This window comes from Candidatus Woesearchaeota archaeon, assembly GCA_027858315.1.
In the GTDB taxonomy this organism is placed as follows: Archaea; Nanobdellota; Nanobdellia; order Woesearchaeales; family UBA583; genus UBA583.
On record JAQICV010000058.1, the window covers coordinates 16,323 to 39,139 of the forward strand.

General features: G+C 27.7%; 27 protein-coding genes. 4 read left to right on the forward strand and 23 right to left on the reverse strand.

Annotated elements, in window-relative coordinates:
• Positions 1-97 precede the first annotated feature (97 nt).
• The 7 genes from PF569_05215 to PF569_05245 all read right to left on the reverse strand — a co-directional run bounded on the left by PF569_05215 (position 98) and on the right by PF569_05245 (position 6,035).
• Entirely contained in the window at positions 98-1,747 is a 1,650-nt protein-coding gene (locus tag PF569_05215) for a type II/IV secretion system ATPase subunit (GenBank protein ID MDA3855635.1), read from the reverse strand.
• A complete protein-coding gene (locus PF569_05220) occupies positions 1,741-1,920 on the reverse strand; it encodes a hypothetical protein (GenBank protein ID MDA3855636.1) in 180 nt (59 codons plus the stop codon). Before PF569_05220 ends, PF569_05215 begins: the two co-directional genes overlap by 7 nt.
• Positions 1,921-1,922: 2 nt before the next feature.
• Complete coding sequence (locus PF569_05225) at positions 1,923-2,627, reverse strand: hypothetical protein (GenBank protein MDA3855637.1); 705 nt, start codon at positions 2,625-2,627, stop codon at positions 1,923-1,925.
• 124 nt (positions 2,628-2,751) lie between these two features.
• Positions 2,752-3,969, reverse strand: coding sequence for a translation initiation factor IF-2 subunit gamma (locus PF569_05230; protein ID MDA3855638.1), 1,218 nt, complete (start codon positions 3,967-3,969; stop codon positions 2,752-2,754).
• Between the two features lie 35 nt (positions 3,970-4,004).
• The gene (locus PF569_05235) at positions 4,005-4,304 is read right to left on the reverse strand and encodes a hypothetical protein (GenBank protein ID MDA3855639.1); all 300 of its coding nucleotides are present in this window, start codon (positions 4,302-4,304) and stop codon (positions 4,005-4,007) included.
• A gap of 68 nt (positions 4,305-4,372) precedes the next feature.
• Positions 4,373-5,665, reverse strand: a complete 1,293-nt coding sequence (hisS, locus tag PF569_05240; protein MDA3855640.1) for a histidine--tRNA ligase — start codon at positions 5,663-5,665, stop codon at positions 4,373-4,375.
• Positions 5,666-5,708: 43 nt separating this feature from the next.
• Positions 5,709-6,035 (reverse strand): hypothetical protein, encoded by a 327-nt coding sequence (locus PF569_05245; GenBank protein MDA3855641.1) that lies wholly within the window; start codon positions 6,033-6,035, stop codon positions 5,709-5,711.
• A 97-nt stretch (positions 6,036-6,132) separates the two neighbouring features.
• Between PF569_05245 and PF569_05250 the strand changes: the two genes are divergently transcribed.
• Positions 6,133-7,266, forward strand: a complete 1,134-nt coding sequence (locus PF569_05250) for an NFACT family protein (GenBank protein MDA3855642.1) — start codon at positions 6,133-6,135, stop codon at positions 7,264-7,266.
• Here PF569_05250 and PF569_05255 read toward each other — a convergent pair.
• The 3 genes from PF569_05255 to lysS all read right to left on the reverse strand — a co-directional run bounded on the left by PF569_05255 (position 7,247) and on the right by lysS (position 9,899).
• Positions 7,247-7,663, reverse strand: a complete 417-nt coding sequence (locus tag PF569_05255; GenBank protein MDA3855643.1) for a hypothetical protein — start codon at positions 7,661-7,663, stop codon at positions 7,247-7,249. The two genes, PF569_05250 and PF569_05255, sit on opposite strands and share 20 nt — an antisense overlap.
• A gap of 82 nt (positions 7,664-7,745) precedes the next feature.
• Positions 7,746-8,222 carry a hypothetical protein gene (locus PF569_05260; protein MDA3855644.1) on the reverse strand — a complete coding sequence of 159 codons (477 nt, stop codon included), beginning with the start codon at positions 8,220-8,222 and terminating at the stop codon, positions 7,746-7,748.
• A gap of 93 nt (positions 8,223-8,315) precedes the next feature.
• Positions 8,316-9,899, reverse strand: a complete 1,584-nt coding sequence (lysS, locus tag PF569_05265) for a lysine--tRNA ligase (GenBank protein ID MDA3855645.1) — start codon at positions 9,897-9,899, stop codon at positions 8,316-8,318.
• A 142-nt stretch (positions 9,900-10,041) separates the two neighbouring features.
• Between lysS and PF569_05270 the strand changes: the two genes are divergently transcribed.
• Positions 10,042-10,356, forward strand: coding sequence for a hypothetical protein (locus PF569_05270; GenBank protein ID MDA3855646.1), 315 nt, complete (start codon positions 10,042-10,044; stop codon positions 10,354-10,356).
• Between the two features lie 8 nt (positions 10,357-10,364).
• On the opposite strand, the gene PF569_05275 is transcribed toward PF569_05270, so the two are convergent.
• The gene (locus tag PF569_05275; protein MDA3855647.1) at positions 10,365-11,522 is read right to left on the reverse strand and encodes a hypothetical protein; all 1,158 of its coding nucleotides are present in this window, start codon (positions 11,520-11,522) and stop codon (positions 10,365-10,367) included.
• Between the two features lie 125 nt (positions 11,523-11,647).
• Positions 11,648-13,774 (reverse strand): phosphoglycerate kinase, encoded by a 2,127-nt coding sequence (gene pgk / locus PF569_05280; protein ID MDA3855648.1) that lies wholly within the window; start codon positions 13,772-13,774, stop codon positions 11,648-11,650.
• A 233-nt stretch (positions 13,775-14,007) separates the two neighbouring features.
• Here pgk and PF569_05285 point away from each other — a divergent pair, with 233 nt between their 5' ends.
• Both PF569_05285 and PF569_05290 read left to right on the forward strand, forming a co-directional pair.
• Positions 14,008-16,179, forward strand: a complete 2,172-nt coding sequence (locus PF569_05285; GenBank protein MDA3855649.1) for an elongation factor EF-2 — start codon at positions 14,008-14,010, stop codon at positions 16,177-16,179.
• Between the two features lie 213 nt (positions 16,180-16,392).
• Positions 16,393-17,196, forward strand: coding sequence for a phosphotransferase (locus PF569_05290; GenBank protein ID MDA3855650.1), 804 nt, complete (start codon positions 16,393-16,395; stop codon positions 17,194-17,196).
• Here PF569_05290 and PF569_05295 read toward each other — a convergent pair.
• The 11 genes from PF569_05295 to PF569_05345 all read right to left on the reverse strand — a co-directional run.
• Positions 17,188-17,340 carry a hypothetical protein gene (locus PF569_05295; GenBank protein MDA3855651.1) on the reverse strand — a complete coding sequence of 51 codons (153 nt, stop codon included), beginning with the start codon at positions 17,338-17,340 and terminating at the stop codon, positions 17,188-17,190. The genes PF569_05290 and PF569_05295 overlap by 9 nt on opposite strands.
• Positions 17,341-17,358: 18 nt before the next feature.
• A complete protein-coding gene (gene prs / locus PF569_05300) occupies positions 17,359-18,216 on the reverse strand; it encodes a ribose-phosphate diphosphokinase (protein MDA3855652.1) in 858 nt (285 codons plus the stop codon).
• A gap of 381 nt (positions 18,217-18,597) precedes the next feature.
• The gene (locus tag PF569_05305) at positions 18,598-18,867 is read right to left on the reverse strand and encodes a PRC-barrel domain-containing protein (protein MDA3855653.1); all 270 of its coding nucleotides are present in this window, start codon (positions 18,865-18,867) and stop codon (positions 18,598-18,600) included.
• Positions 18,868-18,958: 91 nt separating this feature from the next.
• Positions 18,959-19,549 (reverse strand): hypothetical protein, encoded by a 591-nt coding sequence (locus PF569_05310; protein ID MDA3855654.1) that lies wholly within the window; start codon positions 19,547-19,549, stop codon positions 18,959-18,961.
• Between the two features lie 7 nt (positions 19,550-19,556).
• Positions 19,557-19,823 (reverse strand): PRC-barrel domain-containing protein, encoded by a 267-nt coding sequence (locus PF569_05315; protein MDA3855655.1) that lies wholly within the window; start codon positions 19,821-19,823, stop codon positions 19,557-19,559.
• 147 nt (positions 19,824-19,970) lie between these two features.
• Positions 19,971-20,153: a hypothetical protein gene (locus PF569_05320; protein ID MDA3855656.1), complete on the reverse strand. Its 183-nt coding sequence runs from the start codon at positions 20,151-20,153 to the stop codon at positions 19,971-19,973.
• 157 nt (positions 20,154-20,310) lie between these two features.
• The gene (locus PF569_05325; protein ID MDA3855657.1) at positions 20,311-20,646 is read right to left on the reverse strand and encodes a type II toxin-antitoxin system PemK/MazF family toxin; all 336 of its coding nucleotides are present in this window, start codon (positions 20,644-20,646) and stop codon (positions 20,311-20,313) included.
• Complete coding sequence (locus tag PF569_05330) at positions 20,619-20,861, reverse strand: ribbon-helix-helix domain-containing protein (GenBank protein ID MDA3855658.1); 243 nt, start codon at positions 20,859-20,861, stop codon at positions 20,619-20,621. Before PF569_05330 ends, PF569_05325 begins: the two co-directional genes overlap by 28 nt.
• Before the next feature lie 148 nt (positions 20,862-21,009).
• Positions 21,010-21,258 carry a type II toxin-antitoxin system RelE/ParE family toxin gene (locus PF569_05335; GenBank protein ID MDA3855659.1) on the reverse strand — a complete coding sequence of 83 codons (249 nt, stop codon included), beginning with the start codon at positions 21,256-21,258 and terminating at the stop codon, positions 21,010-21,012.
• Positions 21,252-21,518, reverse strand: coding sequence for an AbrB/MazE/SpoVT family DNA-binding domain-containing protein (locus tag PF569_05340; GenBank protein ID MDA3855660.1), 267 nt, complete (start codon positions 21,516-21,518; stop codon positions 21,252-21,254). The genes PF569_05335 and PF569_05340 overlap by 7 nt, the downstream gene beginning before the upstream one ends.
• 810 nt (positions 21,519-22,328) lie before the next feature.
• Positions 22,329-22,817, reverse strand: a 489-nt coding sequence (locus PF569_05345) for a hypothetical protein (GenBank protein MDA3855661.1), incomplete at its 5' end; no start/stop codon positions are given.

Here is a 22,817-nt window from a genome sequence, read left to right on the forward strand (position 1 = left end):
GAGTAAAATTGTACCGAAAAAAACTTTATTTTTTGACTGTATTATTTTAACCTCCTTGAAATTTATTTTGGATTTTTTTAGATTCATTTTAATTATATTATAAAGAGAATGGAAGAGAACTTTCTCCATCAGTCCTATATCTCTTTAAAATTTTCACAACTTCAAAATAATCCATAATATTTTTCTGAATTAATTTTTCAATAATTTTTGTCCTATTTTTCATAATATTATAAATATCTCTTGCGTCAGCTAAACCAAGATGCTTTGCAATTTTCTGCTCTAAGATATAACTATTATATAAACCTCTGAAAAGATGTTGATCTTTACCATGATCCCAATGGAATACTTCTTTTGTTAAAACTTTTCCAACTTCATCATTATAATTAATAATCTCAGTTACACTTAACACACGCCTTTCAACTTTCCCTTTAACATATACTGCAGATTGAATAATTACAATATTTAAATTATCAATGAAAGCAATAGGAATATTAATTGGATCTCCTGTAAGTCTTTGAATCATTGAATGAACGGAACCTGCGTGAAATGTAGATATTACTGGATGACCAGTTTGCATTGCTTGAAATGTAATATTTGCCTCTTTACCCCTAATTTCACCAACAATAATATAGTCAGGTCTTGATCTTAATGATGCAATAAGTAAATCAAACATTGTAACATCAGTTTTTTCTCCAGACTCTCTTGTAACTAAATGTTGCCAAATAGGATGTGGAAGAGTAATCTCTGGAGTTTGCTCTACTGAATACACTTTAAAGTCAAATGGAATAAATGCAGTCATTGCATTAAGAGTTGTAGTTTTTCCTGATGCAGTTTCTCCACAAACAAACATTGAAACTCCACTTTCACAACATAACCATAAATATGCTCCCATCTCTGCACTCCAAGTTCCCCAATTAACAAGCATAGGTACACTAATAGGAGTTTCATTAAACTTCCTGATTGTAAATGATGAACCACCAAGACTTACTTTTCTAGAATAGATGTAGTTTACTCTTGAACCATCAGGCATAATTGCATCAACTACAGGTCTTGCTTCAGATACAGGCCTTTCTACTCTTTCAGAAGATTCTACAATATATTTATTTAATTCAATATCATTATCAAAAACAATTGTAGTTTCAATACTTCCAAAAACTTTATGAATTATCCAAATTGAACCTAAACCTACACAAGATATATCTTCAATATACATATCTCTTAATAAAGGCTCTAATTTTCCATAACCTAGTCTATCTTTAATTAAACTGAATAAAATATTATGATATTGAGTTTCATTGATTGTTATTTTTTTTCCAAGATTATTTAAAAAATTTGGTTTTTCAGGAGGATGACTAATATGAACTACATCATTATACAAACTTACAAGAACATCTTTTAATTCTTCAAGAGTATTTGGAATTTTTGCTGTATGTGCTACTTCAATTATTCTATCTACAATAGCATCATAATACTCTTTTTCATCTTTAGTTAATTCTGGCATGATTACAGTGTAAATAATACTACTAGAATCTTCACTTTCTTGACTTAAATGAATAAAAATAGGATCACCTACCGGATAAATAATGTTTGGATTTTCAACATCTTTTAAACTCCTATCCAATTGTGTTCTAAATTCTGGAACTCCTTTTATTTTAGAAATTTTAGTAACAAATTCTCTTAAATGGGAAAATTTAGCTTGTGCTTCATTAAAATCTAATGTTTTTGAAAAATGTTGTTTTTCTACCACTTTTGAGCCACCTCAGAGAGTGCAAAAATTTCAAAGAAATTTTTAGACATACTCAAAAATGAAATATTTTTGGCACACATCAATCTTTGATTGAATTGTGAAGCAATGCTATGCATTTTACTTTGTACAATTTTTATTAAATCAAATTTTAAAATATTATTTATAATTTCCATTTTTATGCATAACTTCCGATTTCGATAATCAATCCTTCTTTAGGCTCTACTCTAAATGGAATACTATTCTTGTAAATTCCATAGGGTCTTTTGAATCTTTTAACTTCAATGTTCCTAATTACTTCTCCACCTATTTTTTTAACTGCAATACTCAAAAATAAATCTGCAACACTTCTTAAAAGATTTTGAAATTTACTATCAAGTTGAGTAGGATCAATTGTGAAAATAACAGTTTTATTTAGATTGTTAAGTTTTCTAAAAAAATTTATAATATCATAAAATTCACTTTCTTCAGAACCTTGTTTAATTAACAAAAATGAAAGTGTATCAAATATTATTACATCACTTTCAAAAATTCTTTTATTTTCCATTATTTTTTTTAAAAAGTCTTCATCAAATTTAACTTTTCCTAAAAAAGGAACCATAGTCAAAAATAACATTTGTTGATTCAAAAAATAATTATTTATATTGTAATTTAGTGAGTTTAATTGCTTAATAAAATCTAAAGTATTTAGCTCAGTACTAATATAAGAAATTTTTACATTATTTTTTAACATTGCATATGAAAACCTTTGACAAAGAATACTTTTTCCTGAACCATCCTCTCCTTCTATTAAAATTATCGAGTTTTTAGGGATTCCTCCACCAAAATAAGAGTTCAACTCATCCCTTGCAAGCTCAATAGAAAAATATCCTTTTTCAAACATAGTAATCTTTCTCAAAATTGTAATATAAAGTTATTTTATTATTAGATAGTAAGAAAGGAATTATTATCTTATATTATATAGAAAAAAGTTAAAAAAAAAAGGGAGAAAAATATACTAAATAAAATTAAATTTTAATGATTCCGTTACCAATAATACGCCATTTATTACCTTCAAATCTTCTAAAGATTACTACTCGGTCTCCTTCAAAAGCCATTACAGGTTTTCTTAATGAAACAGTTGTTTCTTTAGGATTGGTTTTGATTACAGCACCAACAGTTGTTAGTGAATTTACAATTAACATTAAAGGTTCACTTGGAACAAAAGGTTTAACTTCAAACTCACCACTACTTGTAATTACTTTTGGAAATAAATTATTCTCAAAATTTACTTGAGTTAATGGTTCAGGTAAAGAACCTTTTAATCCTACAATTTGACCAACTAATGAGTCAGTTTTTGTGTTAGTAGGATCAAGTCCAGTCATTACTGCAACACTTCCACCTGGAACTGCAGTTTCTAACTTATCCTTATCAGACATTAAACCTTCAATTTTTGCATAAATTGATTCATAAAATACTTTACCATCTCTACTATATGCAAATCCAGGTTTAATTTCAATTTCATCTCCAACACTAAAACATCCTTTTTGTATGGAACCTCCAAGAATTCCACCTTTAAGTTTTAAATAACTATCTCCAGGTTTATTTATATCAAAAGATCTTACAATATTCATTAAAGGTTTATCATCTAAATTTCTTTGTGGATCTTTAAAATGTTCAACAATACTTTTCAATAATTCAGAGAGATTTGCCCCATATTGAGCAGACATAGGCATAATCGGAGAATCTTGTGCAATTGTTCCTTTTAAAAATTTTTTAATGTCTTGATAATTTTCTAAAGCTTCCTCTTTAGATACCATATCAATTTTATTTTGAATAACAATTACTTGTTTAATTCCAGCAATCTCTAAAGTTTTTAAGTGTTCAATTGTTTGAGGTTGTGGACATTTTTCATCAGCTGCAATTAGTAATAATGCGCAGTCCATTACTGCTGCTCCTGAAATCATTGTTGCCATAAAACTCTCATGTCCTGGAGCATCTACAATAGATACTTTCTTTAATGATTTTAGATTATCCTCATTTTTTGAACTGAATTTGTTTCCATCAGAATAAATAATAAAGTTCGTATAACCTAGTTTAATTGTAATTCCCCTTTTTTTCTCTTCAGAATGTGTATCTGTCCATTTCCCTGAAAGAAGCTTAGTTAAAGTAGTTTTTCCGTGATCTACATGTCCAACAATACCAATATTGATTGTTGGTTGAATTGGTAAATTATCTGTACTCATATAAAAAATAAATAATATGTATTATATAAAGGTTTCTAGTTATCAGTGTGAATTGTATATGCTAAAATCCTTCTTAGTCCTTTTAAATTTTCATTAGAGAGTTTTTCTTTTCTCAATTCAGCATTTAAATTAAGCAATTCAGAATAAAAATTTACTAATATATCCTTTTTAACAATATCTAAAGAAGTTTCTAATCCATAATTTCTTGCAACCCTAATTGTTCTGAGTGAAAAATCATCATTCCCATTTACTAATGAGATATATAACTTATTAACAAGAGCAATAGAATTGTCTTGAGTTAATGAATATAGTATGTTCGGATTAGGTTTAAACATTTTTCAATGTTATCTATAGCAAAAACTAACTTAAGACAATTTAGTTTAACTTATTAGAGATGAAAATGTTAAAATTTAACTTTTTCTTCTTTTCCCGAAGAAAGATTTTTTAGAGTATATACTCCTTCTTCAATATCATTTTTACCCAAGATTACTAAATTTTCACAACCCAAATATTCTGCATAATCAAAAGCTTTTTTTAGTTTATATCCATAAAACATTTCAACATTTTCATTTTTTCTTAGTTTATTTGCAAGATCAAATGATTTTTCAACTAAACTTTTATCTAAAGGAACAATTAAAGTATCAGTTAATCCTTCTTTGTCATCATTTTTTTCTAAACAAATCATTATTGGAACAAGTCCAAAACTTACACCTAAAGCAGGAATTACTTCAGAATTTCCAACATAATCACCTATAACTTTATCGTATCTTCCACCAGAACCTATAGAAGATTTAATTTTCCCATTTTTCTCATAAGCTTCCCAAATATTGCCTGTATATATATCTAAACCTCTTGACATTGAAAAATTAATTCGGAAATTTGTATAAGATTTAATTAAAATTGTAAGTTTTTCTAATTCTTCAATTCCTTCTATTAATAAATCATTTTTTGATACTTTTTTGATTTCTTCAAAAGAGTTATTCGATAAAATATCTATTGCGAGTTTGGCTTTTTCATCATCAAGACTTTTCTTTTTAATTTCTTCTAGAACACCTTTTTCACCAATCTTTTTTAATTTATCAATACTTAAAATTATAGCAGACAAATCTTTTTCTTCAAAACCAGATTGTAATAAAGCACCTCTTAAAATTTTATTATTATTTAATTCTAAAATTCCATCAATTCCAAGTTTTTCATAAGTTTCATAGAACATAATTAAAGCTTCAGCTTCTATTTCTACACCATTTATCCCAACTACATCACCATCACATTGCATAAACTCACGCATTCTTCCTGCTTTAATTGGTCCATCTCTGAAAACTTTTCCAATTTGATACCTTCTAAATGGTTTTTTTAATTTTTTATATTCTTGAGCTACAAATCTACACATTGGAACTGTTAAGTCGTATCTTAAACCAAGTTCCCTTTCCCCCCTATCAGATAATTTGAATATTTCCTGAACTATCTCAGCATCTTCATCATATTTATATTTTAATGTGTCCAAATATTCGATTAATGGTGTATCAAAAGGTCTAAATCCGAAACTCTCAAATCCTTGCTTAATAATCTCTAAAACTTTATTAATTTTAATCTGTTCTTTAGGACTACTATCTTTAGTACCCTTTAAAATTTCAAAATTCTTCTTTTGAGCCACCGAAAAATCTTTTTCAGATTTCGACTGTGTTTCTAATGTCATAATAATACATTAAAGAGAATTATTTAAAAAGCTACTGAAAAAATTATGAGTTATTAAATTCGACCAAAGTTTTTTCTAATTGATTATAATCTATAATTGGCAATTCTTCTTTGATAATTCCAACAATTTCTTCCCTACAATAATTAGAGATTCCTTGAGGCTTATAATATGTTAATTTGTTTTTATCAAATTGACAACAACCAACTGCACCAGAGACAATATAATTTTTTTTTGAATCAACACTAAGTTCCATACTTTCAACAAATTTTCCATCATTAAATAACACTATAAACTTACCTGCCTCTCCAAAAATTTTGAATGAGCAATCTTTACTTATTTCTTTTTCGATTCTATAACTTTTGTTCTCCACTATAAATTTAAATTAAATTAAAAGCATTTATAAATGTTTTTCTATAGTTTATTAGTAATGGTACAAAAATCAAGTAAGATTTTTGAATAAATACAAAATGAAACAGATATCATCATTAGATTTATATTATTTAGTTAGAGAGTTTAAAATCCTTGAAAATCAAAGAATAGATAGTTTTTATTTTGAAAGTGGAACATTTTATATTAAAGTTTATGTTAAACAAAAAGGTAATAAATATTTAACAAACAAGGTTTCTAAATTTATATATTTAGGTAATGAAAAAAAAGATAGTTCTACTCCTCCAAATTTTATTCAATATTTAAGAAAATATTTGAAAAATGCTTTTATAGAAACAATTGAACAAATGGAAAATGAAAGAATTTTGAAAATTATTATTACTAAAAAAAATGAAAAAGAGGAAATGGATACTTTTTATATATTCATCGAATTATTCTCAAATGGTAATGTTATTTTGACAGATGAAAATTTAAATATTAAAAATTCCCTTACAAAAAAAACATATAAAGATAGATCAATTAAAGTACATGAAAAATATGAATTACCACCACAAAAAGAAATTTCAATTTTTAATTTAGATAAGGAAAAATTTATTTCAATGTTTGAAAAAGAAGATTTAGAGATAGTAAAATTTTTAGCTACTAGGTTTGGAATTGGAGGTAAATTTGCAGAAGAAGTTTGTTTTAAAGCTAAAATCGATAAGAATGCTAAAGATCTCAAACCTGAAGAATTTAATAATTTGATTGAAAATTTAAAAAAATTACCAAATGAAGAAGTAAAATCATATGGAGTTTACAAAAATGAAGAATTAATAGATTTTATCCCCTTTGATTTTAGCTCAATTATTTATCACAAGAAAGAATTTACAAATTTTAATGATGTAATAAAAACTTATTTTGAACATTTTTTAGATGAAGCAGATAAACATGAAGAAGAACTAAAAAAAGAGCTAGAAAAACTTAAAAGAAGGCTCAAAACACAACAAAAACAAAAAGAGATGGTCTTAAAAGATTATGAAAAATATAATGAAATTGGAAATAAGATTTATGAACATTATTCCCTCATAGAAGAATTACTTGAATCAATTAATAAAGCTAGTAAAGAAAAAGGATGGGATTCTGTTAAAAAAACTATAAAAGAAAATGAAAAACTATCGAAAATTATTAAAGTTCTAAATTATAAAAACAATGAAATTATTTTGAATCTTGAATAATTGATTCTCTCAAATATAACCAATAAGAAATAGGTTCACCTTCACTTGTTTGTCCTATAGGGACGCCGCACATAATTTTACTTTTAGCAAAATTTTCATAAAAATGATTGGAAGTCTCTTGATCTAGTGTTATAAAACCTTTACAACTATATTGATTAGATTTCTTTTTAATGAATTTCTCTAATTTAGAATCATTTTTAATTAAAGGTAAATTATCTTTGTTTAAATCTTTTGATGAAGTAGTAGAATAATTTCTTTGAATTGAATGAAAATCTTTACTTATAAAATAAATTGTCCCAGTAAAACTCATAAGATTTAAAAATGGACCAATAGATTTTAAACCATTTTCCAAACTAACTTTGTGTTCTCTAAGTTCTTTTTCTTTTTTTCTAAACATATATATTAGATTTTAAATTTATTTATAAATTATTTGAATTGAAAAATAATTGATTTATCTATACTCACTTTATACTAAAAATCTATTGTTTTGATAATTTCTCAAAACTTTGAGCTAAACTACCAGCTTGAGTTGTTAGAAAACTAATTAAATATTCATTAAATAAGATATAATCAATGTCTTTTGTTGCATTTTCATTGTCATCAACTACAGTTACAGTAAAATTCTCAATATCCATATCTATACTTATTTCTTGTTTTTTAAATCCCCAATTTACTTCAATTACAATAACTAAATTCTCGGTATCATAGAACCATATTTTAATTTCTTCTTCTGAATCATTTAAAATTTTTATAGAAACAAAATCTTTAAATTCATTTGGAAGAAATTTTTTAAAAAAACTCTCAAGCATCAATTCATCATCTATTACTAAAAATTCTAATGCTCTTCTATTTTTGTTTAAATAGAAAAATTCAGTATAAAGGTCTTTATTTATAACTCTTTTACTCTTCTTTCTAAATTGTCTTAATATTGAATTAGTTTTTTCAGATCTTTCCATTTTTAAATTTCTCCATTAAATTTTTAATTTGTGAATGCGCCATTTAGACACCTTATAATACTTTAAGTTTTTTATATTTAAAAATATTGTTATTTATTTAATTTGATTTAACAAATTTAATACTTTATCTTTGTTCTCTAAAATTAAGTTTGGCAGTCTTGGTCCTTTTTCTTTACTAATTATCACTGTATAAGCTAGTTTGAAAAAATTTTTTACTTCAATTGAATTGTTTTCACAAATAATTTTGAATTCCGACATTAAGTCTTTGGAATCTTTATATTTATTTACAGCATCCCTCAAGTCTGTTAATGACTTTTTTTCTGATTCTAAAAACTCCATATCAATTGATTCTTGGAACTTAAAAACCATATCTTCAGGAGCATAATTTTCTAACCAATTTTTTGCGCATTCGAATCTATCTTTTAATCTATTTAAATCATAAACAGTCTTAATTTCATTTTTATAGAAAAAATTTACTTTTTCAAAATTAAAATTATTTGATTGTATAACTGTAGATAAATGCCTAAAACTAGGTTGAAATGGTATTGTTTTTTGAACTTCACTATCTCCAACCATACTAAGTTCATAAATTCTCTTATAAGTTGCTAATTTTTTTGCGTTCTTCTCTTCTTCTAAACCATAGTATAATCTCTCAAGTTTATCGAAATCTTCATAAATTTTTATTACATCTAAATCAAAACTAATCTCAAATTCAGCATTAGGTCTTGTTCCTGCAAATAAGAATAAGACCAATTCAGGTGTATATATTTTTAGAACATCAGGAATTGTTGCACCATTTCCTGAAGAACTAGAAACTTTACCTCCTTGACCTTTCATAGCAATATTAGTATAAAATGTGTCTACAGGACCTGATACACCAAATACTTCTTTTACTATTTCTTTTCCCGTAGTCCAACTTCCTCCAGTAGATGCATGATCTTTTCCTGAAGGCTCAAAAGTTATATTGTAAAAATCCCATCTCATTGGCCAATCAAGTCTCCACGATAATTTCACAATATGCGTTTTCTTGAAGTTAATTCTATTTTTAAAACCACAATTACAAACATAATCTAAACTGTATTCTTTATCATAATTAGATACATTAGTAGTATCTTTACCACATTTTTCACAAAAAACGCTCAAAGGAAACCAATTTTCATTAAGAGGTTCTTTCCTATATTTATCTAAAATTACTCTTACTTTTTCCTTTTCATTTAAAGCTTTTTTAATCCCATCAGCATAAATCCCTGAAGTTTGAAGTAAATGTTGCCTTTGAAATTGAATTGGAAATTTGAAAACTTCTAGAGATTCTTCTGCTTCTTGCATAAAATGCTCTGCAAAACTCTCATGACAACCCCAAGGATCTGGAACTGCAGCATTAGATAGTCTTAAGTATTTATCCCATTCTTCAGGAATATTTTTAGGTACTTTTCTAAAAGCATCATAACTATCCCATGAATAAATAAAATTAGTTTTTTTACCTTTTTTAACTAGTGCCCTTCTTACTAACTCAGTCGTAATTATCTCCCTAAAATGTCCTACATGCACGATTCCTGAAGGAGTGATGCCTGAGGCTACATTATATATTTTCTCATTAGGGAATTCATTCAATACTCTTTGAGCAGAGTTGTCTGCCCAGTGAACATTATCAAAATTTGGACTTTCTTTATTAGACATATAGAAAATATAAGAATAATTACTTTAAAAACTTATTTAAAATTCAAGCAATTTTAATTAATTTCTAAACTTGTCAAAAATCTGCATGATAAATATCACACAAAAAAAGAATTTATAAACAATTTCCAATCTCATTAATAAAATGCAATTCATTCACTCAGTTATTGTTGATACTAAAGAGTTTTTAGAAAATGGAAATATTAGACCTGAAACTATTAATCAACAATTAAATATGCATGAACTTAGTTATCATGTTACTCAAGATGATAAAGAATATGCTTTTGAGAGATTAATTCTTCACGCAAATAAATACAAATGCTTAGTTGCAGCAGTAAAAGGACATATTAAGAGAAAAGAGAAACATTTAGCATTAGATAAAGTGAATGTTTTAGATGAGACCACTCAAGAAATTTTAAAATATGCAAAAGAGATTACCAAATTTTTAGAAAAGAAATAAAAAATAGGTTAGTTAAAACTTGAATCTGAAATTGTCCAAGTAGCATAACCTCTACTAGTACTAGTTCCACCTTTACAATCTCCTCTTTCAAATAATGGAGGCAAATTAGATTGATAGTTCAATCTAAACCACGGTTCGTCTCTACCATAATCATAATTATCACTAAAAGTGTAATCTATCCATCCAGTATCACTAAATGATGATTGCCAGTGATAATCTGCAGCTAATTTATATCTTATTTTATATTCATATTCACCTACTCCATTGATAATTCTTTGAATTTGTACATTCATTCCAGCACCAGAACAACCACCATAAGCATAAGTATAATAACTATAAGTTCCAGCATTCATTACAAAATCACAAGTTCCACTTTGACAAGTTTGACCAGTCCCACATGAAGTACCATCTGAATATAGACTACTTGTTTGAGAAGAACTATCACAAGAAGAAATATAATCACAAATACTTGCAGTTGCAACATTAGTAGATGAAATACTGCCATCTGAACTTAAATCAAATTTAGTACAATAATTTGTATCCGAAGGTGAATTTGTACCAACCATAGCATAAAAAGTACCTGGGGTCATAATTGAAGTTACACCACAATTAGCATTTCCTCCAGCAGTCGTACAAATAACATCGTCACTTAAAGAGCCACTTAAAGAGCTACTTGGGCCGAAAGTTATTCCTTCCCTTACATTTGAAGCTTGCGAACCCGAGATTCCTAAATTTCCAATACTAAAATAATTAGTGTCATATCCACTAAGCCCCGAAATAAGTGGACGATCAGTGGGACTAATCAAATCGCCCTTATGAAAAGGTAATTGCCCCAAAGGAACTTTACCTGATGCATCAAGTGTTGCAACATCATCTCCATTTTTGTATATCTCAATGCTATCTATTCTTGATGCGTTAATTGTGTCTGCGTTAATATCATTTACATTAATTATATCTGCACCAATATCATTCACATCAAAAGTGTCTGCAATAAGGGGATTAGTAAACTCATATGCACTAGAGTTTCCCTCATCACTCCCAAAAACTCCTGGCCTTAAATCTTTTGCATAATTCCAAATTCCATTTCCATCTGCAAAAGTTAGTCCTAACATTAGTATGATTATTACTAATGAGCTAATAAAAATCGCTTTAATTGTTTTAACCATAGCAAAATCCAACAATAATACAATATAAAATTACTTACTTAGAGAAGAGTAGTAAAAAATTATTTTGTAATTATACAGCCACCCATTACATTAGTTTGGCGTAATTTAAATTTATCAATAAAAGTTTAAATTAAATCATCATAATACAATAAACCGTCCTGTGCACCTTTATAGGAAACTACATTTGATGAATTTTTAGCTGCACATTGAAGAGATTTTTGAATCCCGAATGACTTAGAATAAAAGTAAAAAAAAGTTCCTGCAAAACAATCTCCTGCGCCAGTTGTATCAACGATTCTTTTAGGAGTATTTGCATTAACATGATATTCATTTTTTCCATCATATGCGTAAGCACCATTTGAACCATCAGTTATTACTACAACTTTAGATACTAAAGTTTTAATTTCTTTGAAACAATCAGTAATCTTTTCTTTTTTTGTAAACATTTCAGCTTCTTCAAGGTTTAATACTAAAATATCACAATATTTAACTAAATTTTTTAGAGATTTTTCATTTTGAATTAAATGTGAACTTAAATTAAAACAAATTAAAGAGTCCTTATGTTTTGATTTGATTTTTTTAGCTATTGAACACAAAGTTCTGAAACTCTCCCCAGAAAGAGATGAAAAATAATAATTCTTAGCTTTAATTTTATCTAAATCAAAATCTTTTTCTTCAAGATATGCATTTTGACCACGATACGTTAAAATTACTCGATCATTATCTTTTGTTTCAATTAATATTGATTTTGCTGAAGGTCTTTTTGAAAGTTTAGACTCTACTAAATCCACTCTATCTCTTTGAAGGACTTCTTTGACTTTATCAATATTCTCAAATGATAGCTTTCCTAAGTAAGCAACTTTTGAACCTAATCTTTTTAGACAAATACTAACATTTATTCCTCCTCCACCAACTGTTGTTTTGAAGTCTTCTTCGATTTTAATTTTATCGCCTAGATGGAAATCGCTGAGCTGACATGGCGCACTAATCCCAGTATCTATTGTATTTGAACCTAATACTAAAAAATCTTCATAATCTCCTTCAAATTTTGCAAAGCTTTTTTCAAGTACTTCAACACCTGGAAGAGACTCACCACTTAAAAATTTAACAAGTGCTCCACCAGCTAAACTTATATAAGAAAAATCACTTAAGTTTGCAAATTTATCTATTGCAGTTACACTATGGCCTCCACCCATGTAAGTATATGCTTTACTTTTAGTTATTGCTTTAATTAATTCTGAAGTTCCATAAGTAAAATTTTTATCTTCAAAATTTCCGGGAGGGCCTTTGAAATAAATTGAACCTGCATCTCTTAAAAAATGATTAAAATAAGTTATTGACTTTGTTCCTACATCTTGAATCATATACTTGTTTAACAAGTCAGTTTTGTTCTCAAAATTATCTACTGAAATCTCAACTCTTTTCTTACCATCAAATAATGCAACATCTTTTGGTAAAATGAATTTTTCTTTATGTTTTTCAATTATATTTTTTATCCTATCATAACTTTCCAAAAAACCTTTCTCTTTTAGAAAATCTTTTTTTTTTCCAATATCATATCCTTTTGTCATTAAAGCAATCTCTCCAATAACACCACCCAAAATTACAAAATCTATTTTATTTCTATTAATATTTTTTTCAAGTATTTCAATTAAATCATCAGGCTTTGCTCCACCTAAAACATAAATGCTTGGAGTTTTTACTTCAGATATGTTATTTAAACCAGAGATTTCTTTTTGCATTACTCTTCCAGCAACAAGAGGAACTTTTGAGAATCCAATCATTGATGTTTGTTTTCGGTGCGCCACAGAAAATGCATCTATCACATAAAAATTAAATAATTTTTCAAGTTTAAGTATTAAATTGTCTTTTTTTTCTAAGTTCGTTTCATCATCTAAAAATCTTAAATTTTCTAAAACTAAAACATTTCCTGCCTTTAATGTTTGTATTTTTTTTTCAACATCTTGAGAATAAGTTTTATTTATGAAATCTACTTTTATTCCTAATTGTTTACTTAGAAGATCTGCATGAGATTTTAAAGAAATACAATCATCTTTTCCTTTTCTTCCTTGATGAGCTAAAATTACTACTTTTGCACCTTTTTCACATAGCTCTTTTATGGTTTTTGCATGAGCTACAATTCTTTCATTTAAAACAACTTTTCCATCAATTATAGGAGAATTCAAGTCTACTCTGATTCCTACTACTTTCTCATTAAAATTGAAATCATCTAATTTAAAATACTTAAACATTTTAATAAAATTTCATATTAATTAATTAAAAGTAATTGTCTGAACTAAAAAGGGAAGAAAAAACTAACAATAAATATAAATCTTGAAATTTACTTAAAATTTATAAATGGGCCCAGTTTCTTTTTACTATATATATATTAAGTATATAACAATTTAAAAAAAATGGCTAAAGATGCAGTCAAAACCACTAAAAATGGTTTTTCGGTATCTTTAGCACCAAAAATATAAAAAAAATGGCTAAAGATTTAGGACAAGCTGTAGTTGAGGCAATGAAAAAACCTACTTTGATTAGGAACATTGCAATCGCAGCACATATTGACCACGGTAAAACAACACTTTCAGATAATTTATTATCTGGAGCAGGTATGATCTCAGAAGAACTTTCTGGTAAACAAAGATTTATGGATTTCCACGACGATGAAGCTGAAAGAGGAATTACAATTGATAGTGCAAATGTATCAATGATTCATTGTGTTGAAGGAACTGATTTTCTAATCAATCTTATTGACACACCAGGTCATGTCGATTTTGGTGGAGATGTAACTAGAGCTATGAGAGCAGTAGATGGTGCAGTAGTATTATCTTGCGCTGTAGAAGGAATTATGCCTCAAACTGAGACTGTATTAAGACAAGCTTTGAAAGAAAAAGTTAGACCTATTTTATTTATTAATAAAGCTGACAGACTTATCAAAGAACTTAAACTTACTCCAGAGATGATGCAAGAGAGATTTATTAAGATTATTAATCAATTAAATGTGTTAATTGAAAAAATTGCTCCTCCAGAATTTAAACAAAAATGGAAAGTTAATGTAAATGATGGTTCAGTAATTTTTGGTGCTGCATTCTCAAATTGGGCTTTATCAGTTCCTTACATGCAAAAGAAATCTTTAAATTTTAAGACAATTATTGATGCATATGAAACTGAAGATCCTGAAGAAATTAAAAAATTAGCAAAATTAGCTCCATTACATGAAGTTTTATTAAATTCAGTTGTAGAGCATTTACCTAACCCAGTTGAAGCTCAAAAATACAGAATTCCACTTATTTGGAGAGGAGACAAGGATAGTAGCGAAGGTCAAGATTTAGCTGGATGTAATCCTTTAGGAGAATTAGGTTTTGTTGTAACTAAGATTACACAAGATAAACATGCTGGTGAAGTTTGTACTGGAAGAATGTTCTCAGGTACTGTTAAAAAAGGTATGGAAGTTGTAACTTCTTCAGGTAAGAAGGGAAGAATTCAACAAGTATTTGTTTCCAAAGGACCTCAAAGAGTACAAATCGAATCTGCGGTTGCAGGTAATATTGTAGGAATTGCAGGTGTTAAAGATATCACTGTAGGAGAAACAGTTAGTACTAAAGTTATTACACCATTTGAAGATATTCAACATATTTTTGAGCCAGTTGTTACTGTTGCTGTTGAAGCTTCAAAACCGGCTGATTTACCTAAATTAGTAGAAGTTCTAAAAATTATAGGTAAGGAAGATCCTTCTCTTAAAGTAACTATTAATGAAGAAACTGGTGAATTTTTAATTGCAGGTATGGGAGAATTACATCTAGAAGTTACAACTAACAGAATTAAGGAAGAAAAGAAAATGGAAATTAAAGTATCACCACCTATTGTTGTATACAGAGAGTCCATTGCTAAATTATCTCCTGAAGTTGAAGGAAAATCACCTAATAAACATAATAAGTTCTACATGACTGTTGAACCACTAGAAGAGAGCTTTGTTGAAGCTGTTGCTAATGGAGATATTCATGGTGGAAGAATTAAAAAGAAAGACAGAGAGTTATGGGATTTATTTGTTTCTAAAGGTTTACCTAAAGAAGAAGCTGAAAAAATTAAAGACATTTTCCAAGGAAATGTATTTATGGATATGACTAGAGGTGTTGTTGCTTTGAATGAAGTAATTGAATTAGCATTAGACGGTTTTGAAGAAATTATGAAATCCGGTCCACTTGCTAGAGAAGGCTGTGTTAAATTAAAAATCAAATTACATGATGTAACATTGCATGAGGATTCAATTCATAGAGGTCCTGGTCAAATTTATCCTGCAATTAGAGATGGTCTAAAACAAGCTATGGCTGAAGGAGGAGCAATGCTTTATGAACCTGTTCAAGTTATTCAAGTTGATTGTCCACAAGATATGATGGGTAGTGTTTCTTCAGTTGTTCAAAACAGAAGAGGTCAAATTTTAGATATGATTATTGATGAAGATAATATGGAAATTATTGCTAAAGTTCCTGTTGCAGAAACTTTTGGTATGACTGGAGATATTAGATCTGCTACTGGTGGTAAAGGATCATTTTTTGTTAAGTCTCAAACTTTTGAGATGCTTCCAAGAGATTTACAAAGTAATATTATTAAACAAATTAGAACTAGAAAAGGTCTTGGTGAAAATCAATAATCACATTTAGTGATTATTGGTCATTGTGAACAAGCTCACAATAAACCAGTAAATTTCTGAAAAGAAATTTCTGGACCTAAAAATCTTTGATTTTTTAGGAATCAATAATTGCGGTGCAATTATTGGTGTCTGCTTATTCGCAGACAATCAATAAATTAAATTTTTTAGTTTTTTATTCTAAAATTATATAAACAAATATCTCTTAATTTTATTATGTATGAAGAACTAATAAAAAAAATAATTCTAAAGAACTTTAAAACTAAAACATTTGACTTAAAGGATTTATCTAAACTTGGAAATTCTAAAGTTTTTCTTGTTAAAATAAAGTATAAAAAATATATCTTAAGAATTACTAAAGATATTTATTCAATTAAGAATAATTCATATTCATTAAAGCTACTTGCTAAACTTGAGATAACTCCTAAATTAATTTCTAATGGAACAATGAATGAATTTCAATACAGCATTGAAACTTTTTTAGAAGGAAGAGAAATTAAAGAAATAGGATTCAAAGAAATTAAATCAATACTAAACACTATTCCTAAAATCCAGAGTCATGAGAGTATTAAGTGTGGATATTTGAACGATTTAAACTCCAATTGGAGTGATTTTATTAGTAGTAAATTAATAAGGCCATACATTAAAGAATTTAATGCGAAATATGAATCTGAGAAAATTATTCCATATCTATTGAACAATTTGCCTAAAAATAATACAAATTACGCTTTACTACATGGAGATTTAAATAAAAAAAATATTTTGATGAAAAGAAAGGATTGTTTGCTTTTTGATTTTGAAGAAGCTTTTTATGGAGAAAAGGAATATGATTTAGGATATTTTCTATTTAAGATTGGAATTAATAAAGAATACTTAGATATAATTAAAGAGAAGTACGATATAAGAAAAGTATTGTATTATGCCCTTTGTGTAGGAGTTAGAAAAATAGCCTTATCTAAAGATTTTGAATTGAAAAATAGAATTGAAAAATTAAATGAAATTTACAAAAGATTATTCTGAATAGAAGTCTCTTAAACTCAAATTAGAATTTAGTGTCAATATTGCTCTAGAAAATAATGGAGCCATAGACACCTCTCTATACCAAGAATTTGCTTCCATAAAAGAACTATCACGATAAATAGTATCAGTACCATAAACAACCACACCAAGATCAGATAATCTTTAGGTAGCAGGATTATTAAATAGGGGATGAGTTGCCATAACATAGATATCCTTAGCTTTTTCGTCTCGTAATTTTTCCACAACTGCTTTAATTGTTCCCACGGTATCAATCATATCATCAATTATCAATATATCTTTGCCTTCAAAATCTCCTACAACATTTAATTCCTCAACATGATTTGCTTTTGCATATGATCTCTTCTTAAATGCTAAAGCAGTATTTGCACACAATTGTTTTGCATAGTATTGTGCTCTAGGAGTACCTCCAGCATCAGGACCCATCACAACCATATCTTCTAACCTGTCTTTAGAAAATAAACTTCGAATCTCAGGCAAAAATACTTTTGAAGCTCTCAAATTATCAATTTTAGTAACTGTTGGGTCGAAAAATCCTGAAATTTGATCTGCATGTAAATCAGCAGTTAAAACATTTGTAGCTCCTGCTGTAGATATAAAATCAGCAACCATCTTTGCAGTAATTGGCTGTCTACCACTAGGTTTTTCCTGTCTTGCATAAGGAAATTCAGGAATTATTAAATTTACATATGCTGCTCCTGCATGTCTCAAAGCATTAACTGTAGCTAAACTTTCAAATAGATTATCTTGGATACTACGCTTACTTGTAGGATCAAAACAGTTTTGAACCAAATACACATCTGAACCCCTTACAGATTCCTGTGCTTCGGGTCTAATCTCACTATTTGCAAAATCTAAAGTTTCCAGAGGACTCAATCTAAATCCTGGATTAATTAAAGGATTTGCTGAAATATGTGAAACAAGCCTATTAGCAAAGCCTTCACCAGATCTATTTGCAAAAAGCTTCAAATCTCCTCTTGCACCTAAATTATTTTTTACCATAAATATGAGAACAAATTAAACATTTATAAATCTTACTTAGAAGTAGTTAAATAGTAAAATTAAGCACCTAAATTTTAAGTTAAAAGAAATAATATTTATTCTGCTTTAAGATTTTCTTAAAGTGGTTAAAATTGCTTTAGCAATTTTATTCTTCGCCAGCTTCTTGAGAAGCTCCAAAGTCAATATCTTAAACCTGCTCCACAGAGGCACCCATGTGATACAACTTAAAATTTTGATAGTAAAATTTTAGTTATATGATTTAAGTTAAAAGAAATAAGTATTTTTATTCTGCTTTAAGTAAAACTTAAAGTTGTTAAAAATAATTTTGTATTTTTATTCTTTAAATCTTAATTTAAAGTGGTTAAAATTGCTTTAGCAATTTTATTCTTCGCCAGCTTCTTGAGAAGCTCCAAAGTCAATATCTTGAACAATAATAATGTCTCCAAATGCTTTGAAGAATTTTTGAGGAATTATTACACCTTTTGCATCTTTTACTTTGCTTGATAGTAAAGAACCTGGAACTGCTTTTATTTTCCAGCTTTTAATTCTGTTTTCTTCGATTAGTGCTTCTTCGATTTCTCCGAAAAAGTAACCAGTGTCTGTGAAAACTTTCATCTCGTACACATCTGAAATTCTTTTGAATCTTGCCATATTAAATCACCTTATTAATTATTTATAAACTTTTTGAATTTATTAAAAAGCTCTTAAAAATGCTTTTATGCATTTTTATTGAACTTTTTGACTAAGCCTTATCCTTCTCAACAGGATGACTTGAGCCTGAGTCTTTACTTATCCAGTATAATACTGCTCCAATTGCAATTACTATTACAAATGTCCAAAAACTGTCTGAGTCGAAATCACCTAAATCATCAAAAAAGTCAGTTATTGAATCTTCCATACCTGTAGCATATACAAGAGCAAATATTGATACAATCAATACTACTGCTGCAATTGCCCAAACTAGACCAGTTCTCAATTGAGTTTTGTCTTTATCTTTATATAAAAAATGATTCATATAATCTTCACCAAATATGAATCCTAGTGCGATTAATACTACTAGAATAAATACTAAGAATACAGATATATTTACAATTAGATTTTCAAGATAAATAACAGTTTGAAGTGATGCTACAACAAAAAGTCCAAATACAAGTGAAATCACTGAATTTACACTTTTAACATGAGATTTCTCATTATCTCCTTCTTTTACACTAAAGATTTTAGATTTTTCAAGGATTGCAAAAACTATTACATAAACTAAAAGAAAAGGCAAAATTACATCGTAAAAATGCATATCTTTCAAGTTATCAATAATAGCTCTAAAATCAACCATCTGTAATTTATAATATATCCTCTTCAGAGATTACAACAAAGTCGCCGATTGCAATTACGGAATGGAAGGGTACTAAGAAATCACCATTAGTATCTTTCTCAAGACTTACATCTTTTACATACTTAGTAGGATTTACCAATGTGAAATCGATAATCTCACCTGTTTTAGTATCAAATACTAAATCTCCTACCTCTCCAAATTTTTTCCCGCTCTTACTTACAACAACTCTGTCAAGTAGTTTTTTTGCTAAAATTTTCTCTTTTGCTTCAGCCATTTTTAAATTAGTTGATAGTAAATTTAGTTTTATATCATTTAAATACTTTGTGGTAAATGAGGTTTTTAGGGTTAGAATTAAGATAGTTAGTATTAGATTATTTTATCTTATTTAGATAGTTTCTTTTTAATATCAATTTGATACATTCTAAAGTCTAATACAATTACTTTTATCGTAATCTTCAGAATTCAAGGATTCATCATATAACTCTTCTAATTCTAACTGCTCTTTATCAGATACATTTACTACTTCATTTAGTTCATCTCTAACAGCTTCTCGAATTAATTTATATAAATCATCTCTACTAATGTTAATAATATCAGTTCCCATACTATAATTATGATTTTATTATTTATAAGCTTTTTTAGAATATTATCTTGTGTTAGTTATTTGTTTTAGAAAAGAGTTTTGGTATTCAAAAAAGTTAAGGCAAGAATATAAAAAATTTACGAATCGAAGCCGAGAGTATCCTAAAAGAACGATTTTTTTATTTTGAAATAATTTGATTTATTCTTTTACAAACTTCTTTATATTTTTCATTATTTAAGCTACAAACTTTAAATTCAATAGTCTTTTTCTCACCAGTAAATAACATATTACATCGAATATAACTATCCTTATGCAAAGAGCCTTCTATTGTTTCATTTTTTCCTAAATTAATTGTAAATTCATCTTTCTGAATTCCTAAAGAAGTTAGTTGACAAAGTAAAATATCATTTCTCATCTCATTTGACAATATCAAACAAGGTCTTAATTTTGTACCTTTTAAATTTGTAAAAGGAAAAGGATACATTACTATTTGACCTTTTGTAAATGTGCCCAAGCTTCATCTTCCTCCTTAGATAGCCAATTTTTTGCTAAAGAGTTTTCACTAGCCAAAGCAGTTTCCATCCCAGACAATTCATCTTCTTCAAATAATTTTTCTCGAAGAGTTTCTCTAATAAAATCTTGTATACTATCATATCCATGCATATCTACATATCCTTTAGCAGAATTCAACATTTTATCTGAGAGTTTTATACTTATTTGCGTACCCATAAATACTAATATGTATTCTTAAGTATTTAAATGTATTCATTCCAAGAAAAAAGTTTTATTAATATCCATTATAAGTCTTAGCATTTTATGTTTAGAAATTTGTTTTAGAAAAGAGTTTTGGTATTCAAAAAAGATAAGGCAAGAATTTTCATTGAATGTATTTATGATAAAGATCTAAGAATATTAGTAAATTTTCTTTCTCTATATAGATATAAGATAAACGATAAGGTGATATGTAAAGTTCTCTAGTTCCCTTTCTTGTATATTTCATAGGTTTTCCTAATTCAGGATTATCTTTTAATTTACTTACTTGCTTGATAATTTTATCTTTCATTAATTGGTCTTTTATTTTTGAAAACTTTTTTTTGAAATGAGGATCATAATTTACATTTACCACTTTTTCATATCTTCAATAAAGTCGTCAAATTTAATAGCAGTATCTTTGCTTGCATCAATTCTTTTATATGCTTCTTCAGTCTCTTTGGCAAATTCCAGATCTTCCTCTAGGTTCTTACTAAAATCTGAGACTTTCTTGATTATAAATTGATTATCTGATTTAATTAAAACTAACTTATCTCCTTCTAATAAATCTCCTCTAAGTTCTGAGGGAATAACTATTTGACCTTTAGAACTAACTTTAGTTATTGCAATATCCATAGTAAGATACATCTTACTTAATTTATAAAAGTATCTTTTTACATAGAATTATCTTGTGTTAGTTATTATTTTTATAAAAGAGTTTTGGTATTCAAAAAAGTTAAGGCAAGACTTTCTGAATATTCTATTCAGAATGCATCAAAATTGTATTTTGATAAGTTGATAATTCATAATCTTTCTCACCTTGTTCAAAAACACCATATCAACAATATCTATGATATTATTGGAATAGATTTTAGAATTGACATTCTAAGACCATAACTCGATAAAGTTTAGCTGTAAATAAAATTATTTATTTTGCATAGAATAATCTTTTTTATTAGTTATTTGTTTTTAGAAATAAAAAAAATTTGTTGGTCATAGTATTTTAAAAAATAAGGTAAGACTTTATGAATATTCGTATTCAGAATGCATCAAAATTACATTTTGATAAGACGAAAATTCATATTCTTTCTTACCTTGTTCAAAAACACCATATCAATAATATTTATGATATTATTGGAATATATCTTAGAATTAACATTCTAAGACTATAACTCGATAAAGTTTAGCTGTAAATAAAATTATTTATTTTCGCATAGAATAATCTTTTTTATTAGTTATTTGTTTTTAGAAATAAAAAAAATTTGTTGCTCATAGTATTTTAAAAAATAAAGCAAGAGAAATAATTCACATCATTCTCTTACCTTGTTCAAAAACACCAACTCGATAAAGTTTAGCTGTAAATAAAAAAAGAAATTCTTTTCAGAATTTCTAGTCATTGTTTCAAAATTGAAACAACAAATTGATGTTTAAAAAAGGATAAATCCTTTATTGAACATTAACATTATCACCAGATAAACCACCAGCGTTTAATTCAGTTACAGCAGCAACAGTGTCTGCTTTAGTGTAACCATAAACTAATACGGACTTGGAATCTTCGAAGTATCTAATAACTCCTTCACCAGCTGAAACTCCAGCTTGCTCAGGTGTGTATACTTCAATATCTAATAATTCTCTAGCAGCAGCGTTAACAGCAGGACCACCAACAACAATTGCATTTTCAATTGAAGCTTCACTGTCCATCATAGGAGCAGCAACATCAAACTCAACAGCTTCAGAAGACATAGTCTCTTGATCTACAATTGAGTAACCAGCAGCTTCTAATTCAGCTAATTTATCTTCAACATCTGCAGCATCTACAGTTGCAGACATTGTTGTACCAGTTTCACCAAAGTTAAAGGAAACTTCTCCATAAACTTCTTCTTCTGGAACTTCAATTTTAACTGAATCTAATTTGTCAGTATCTACAGTAACTCT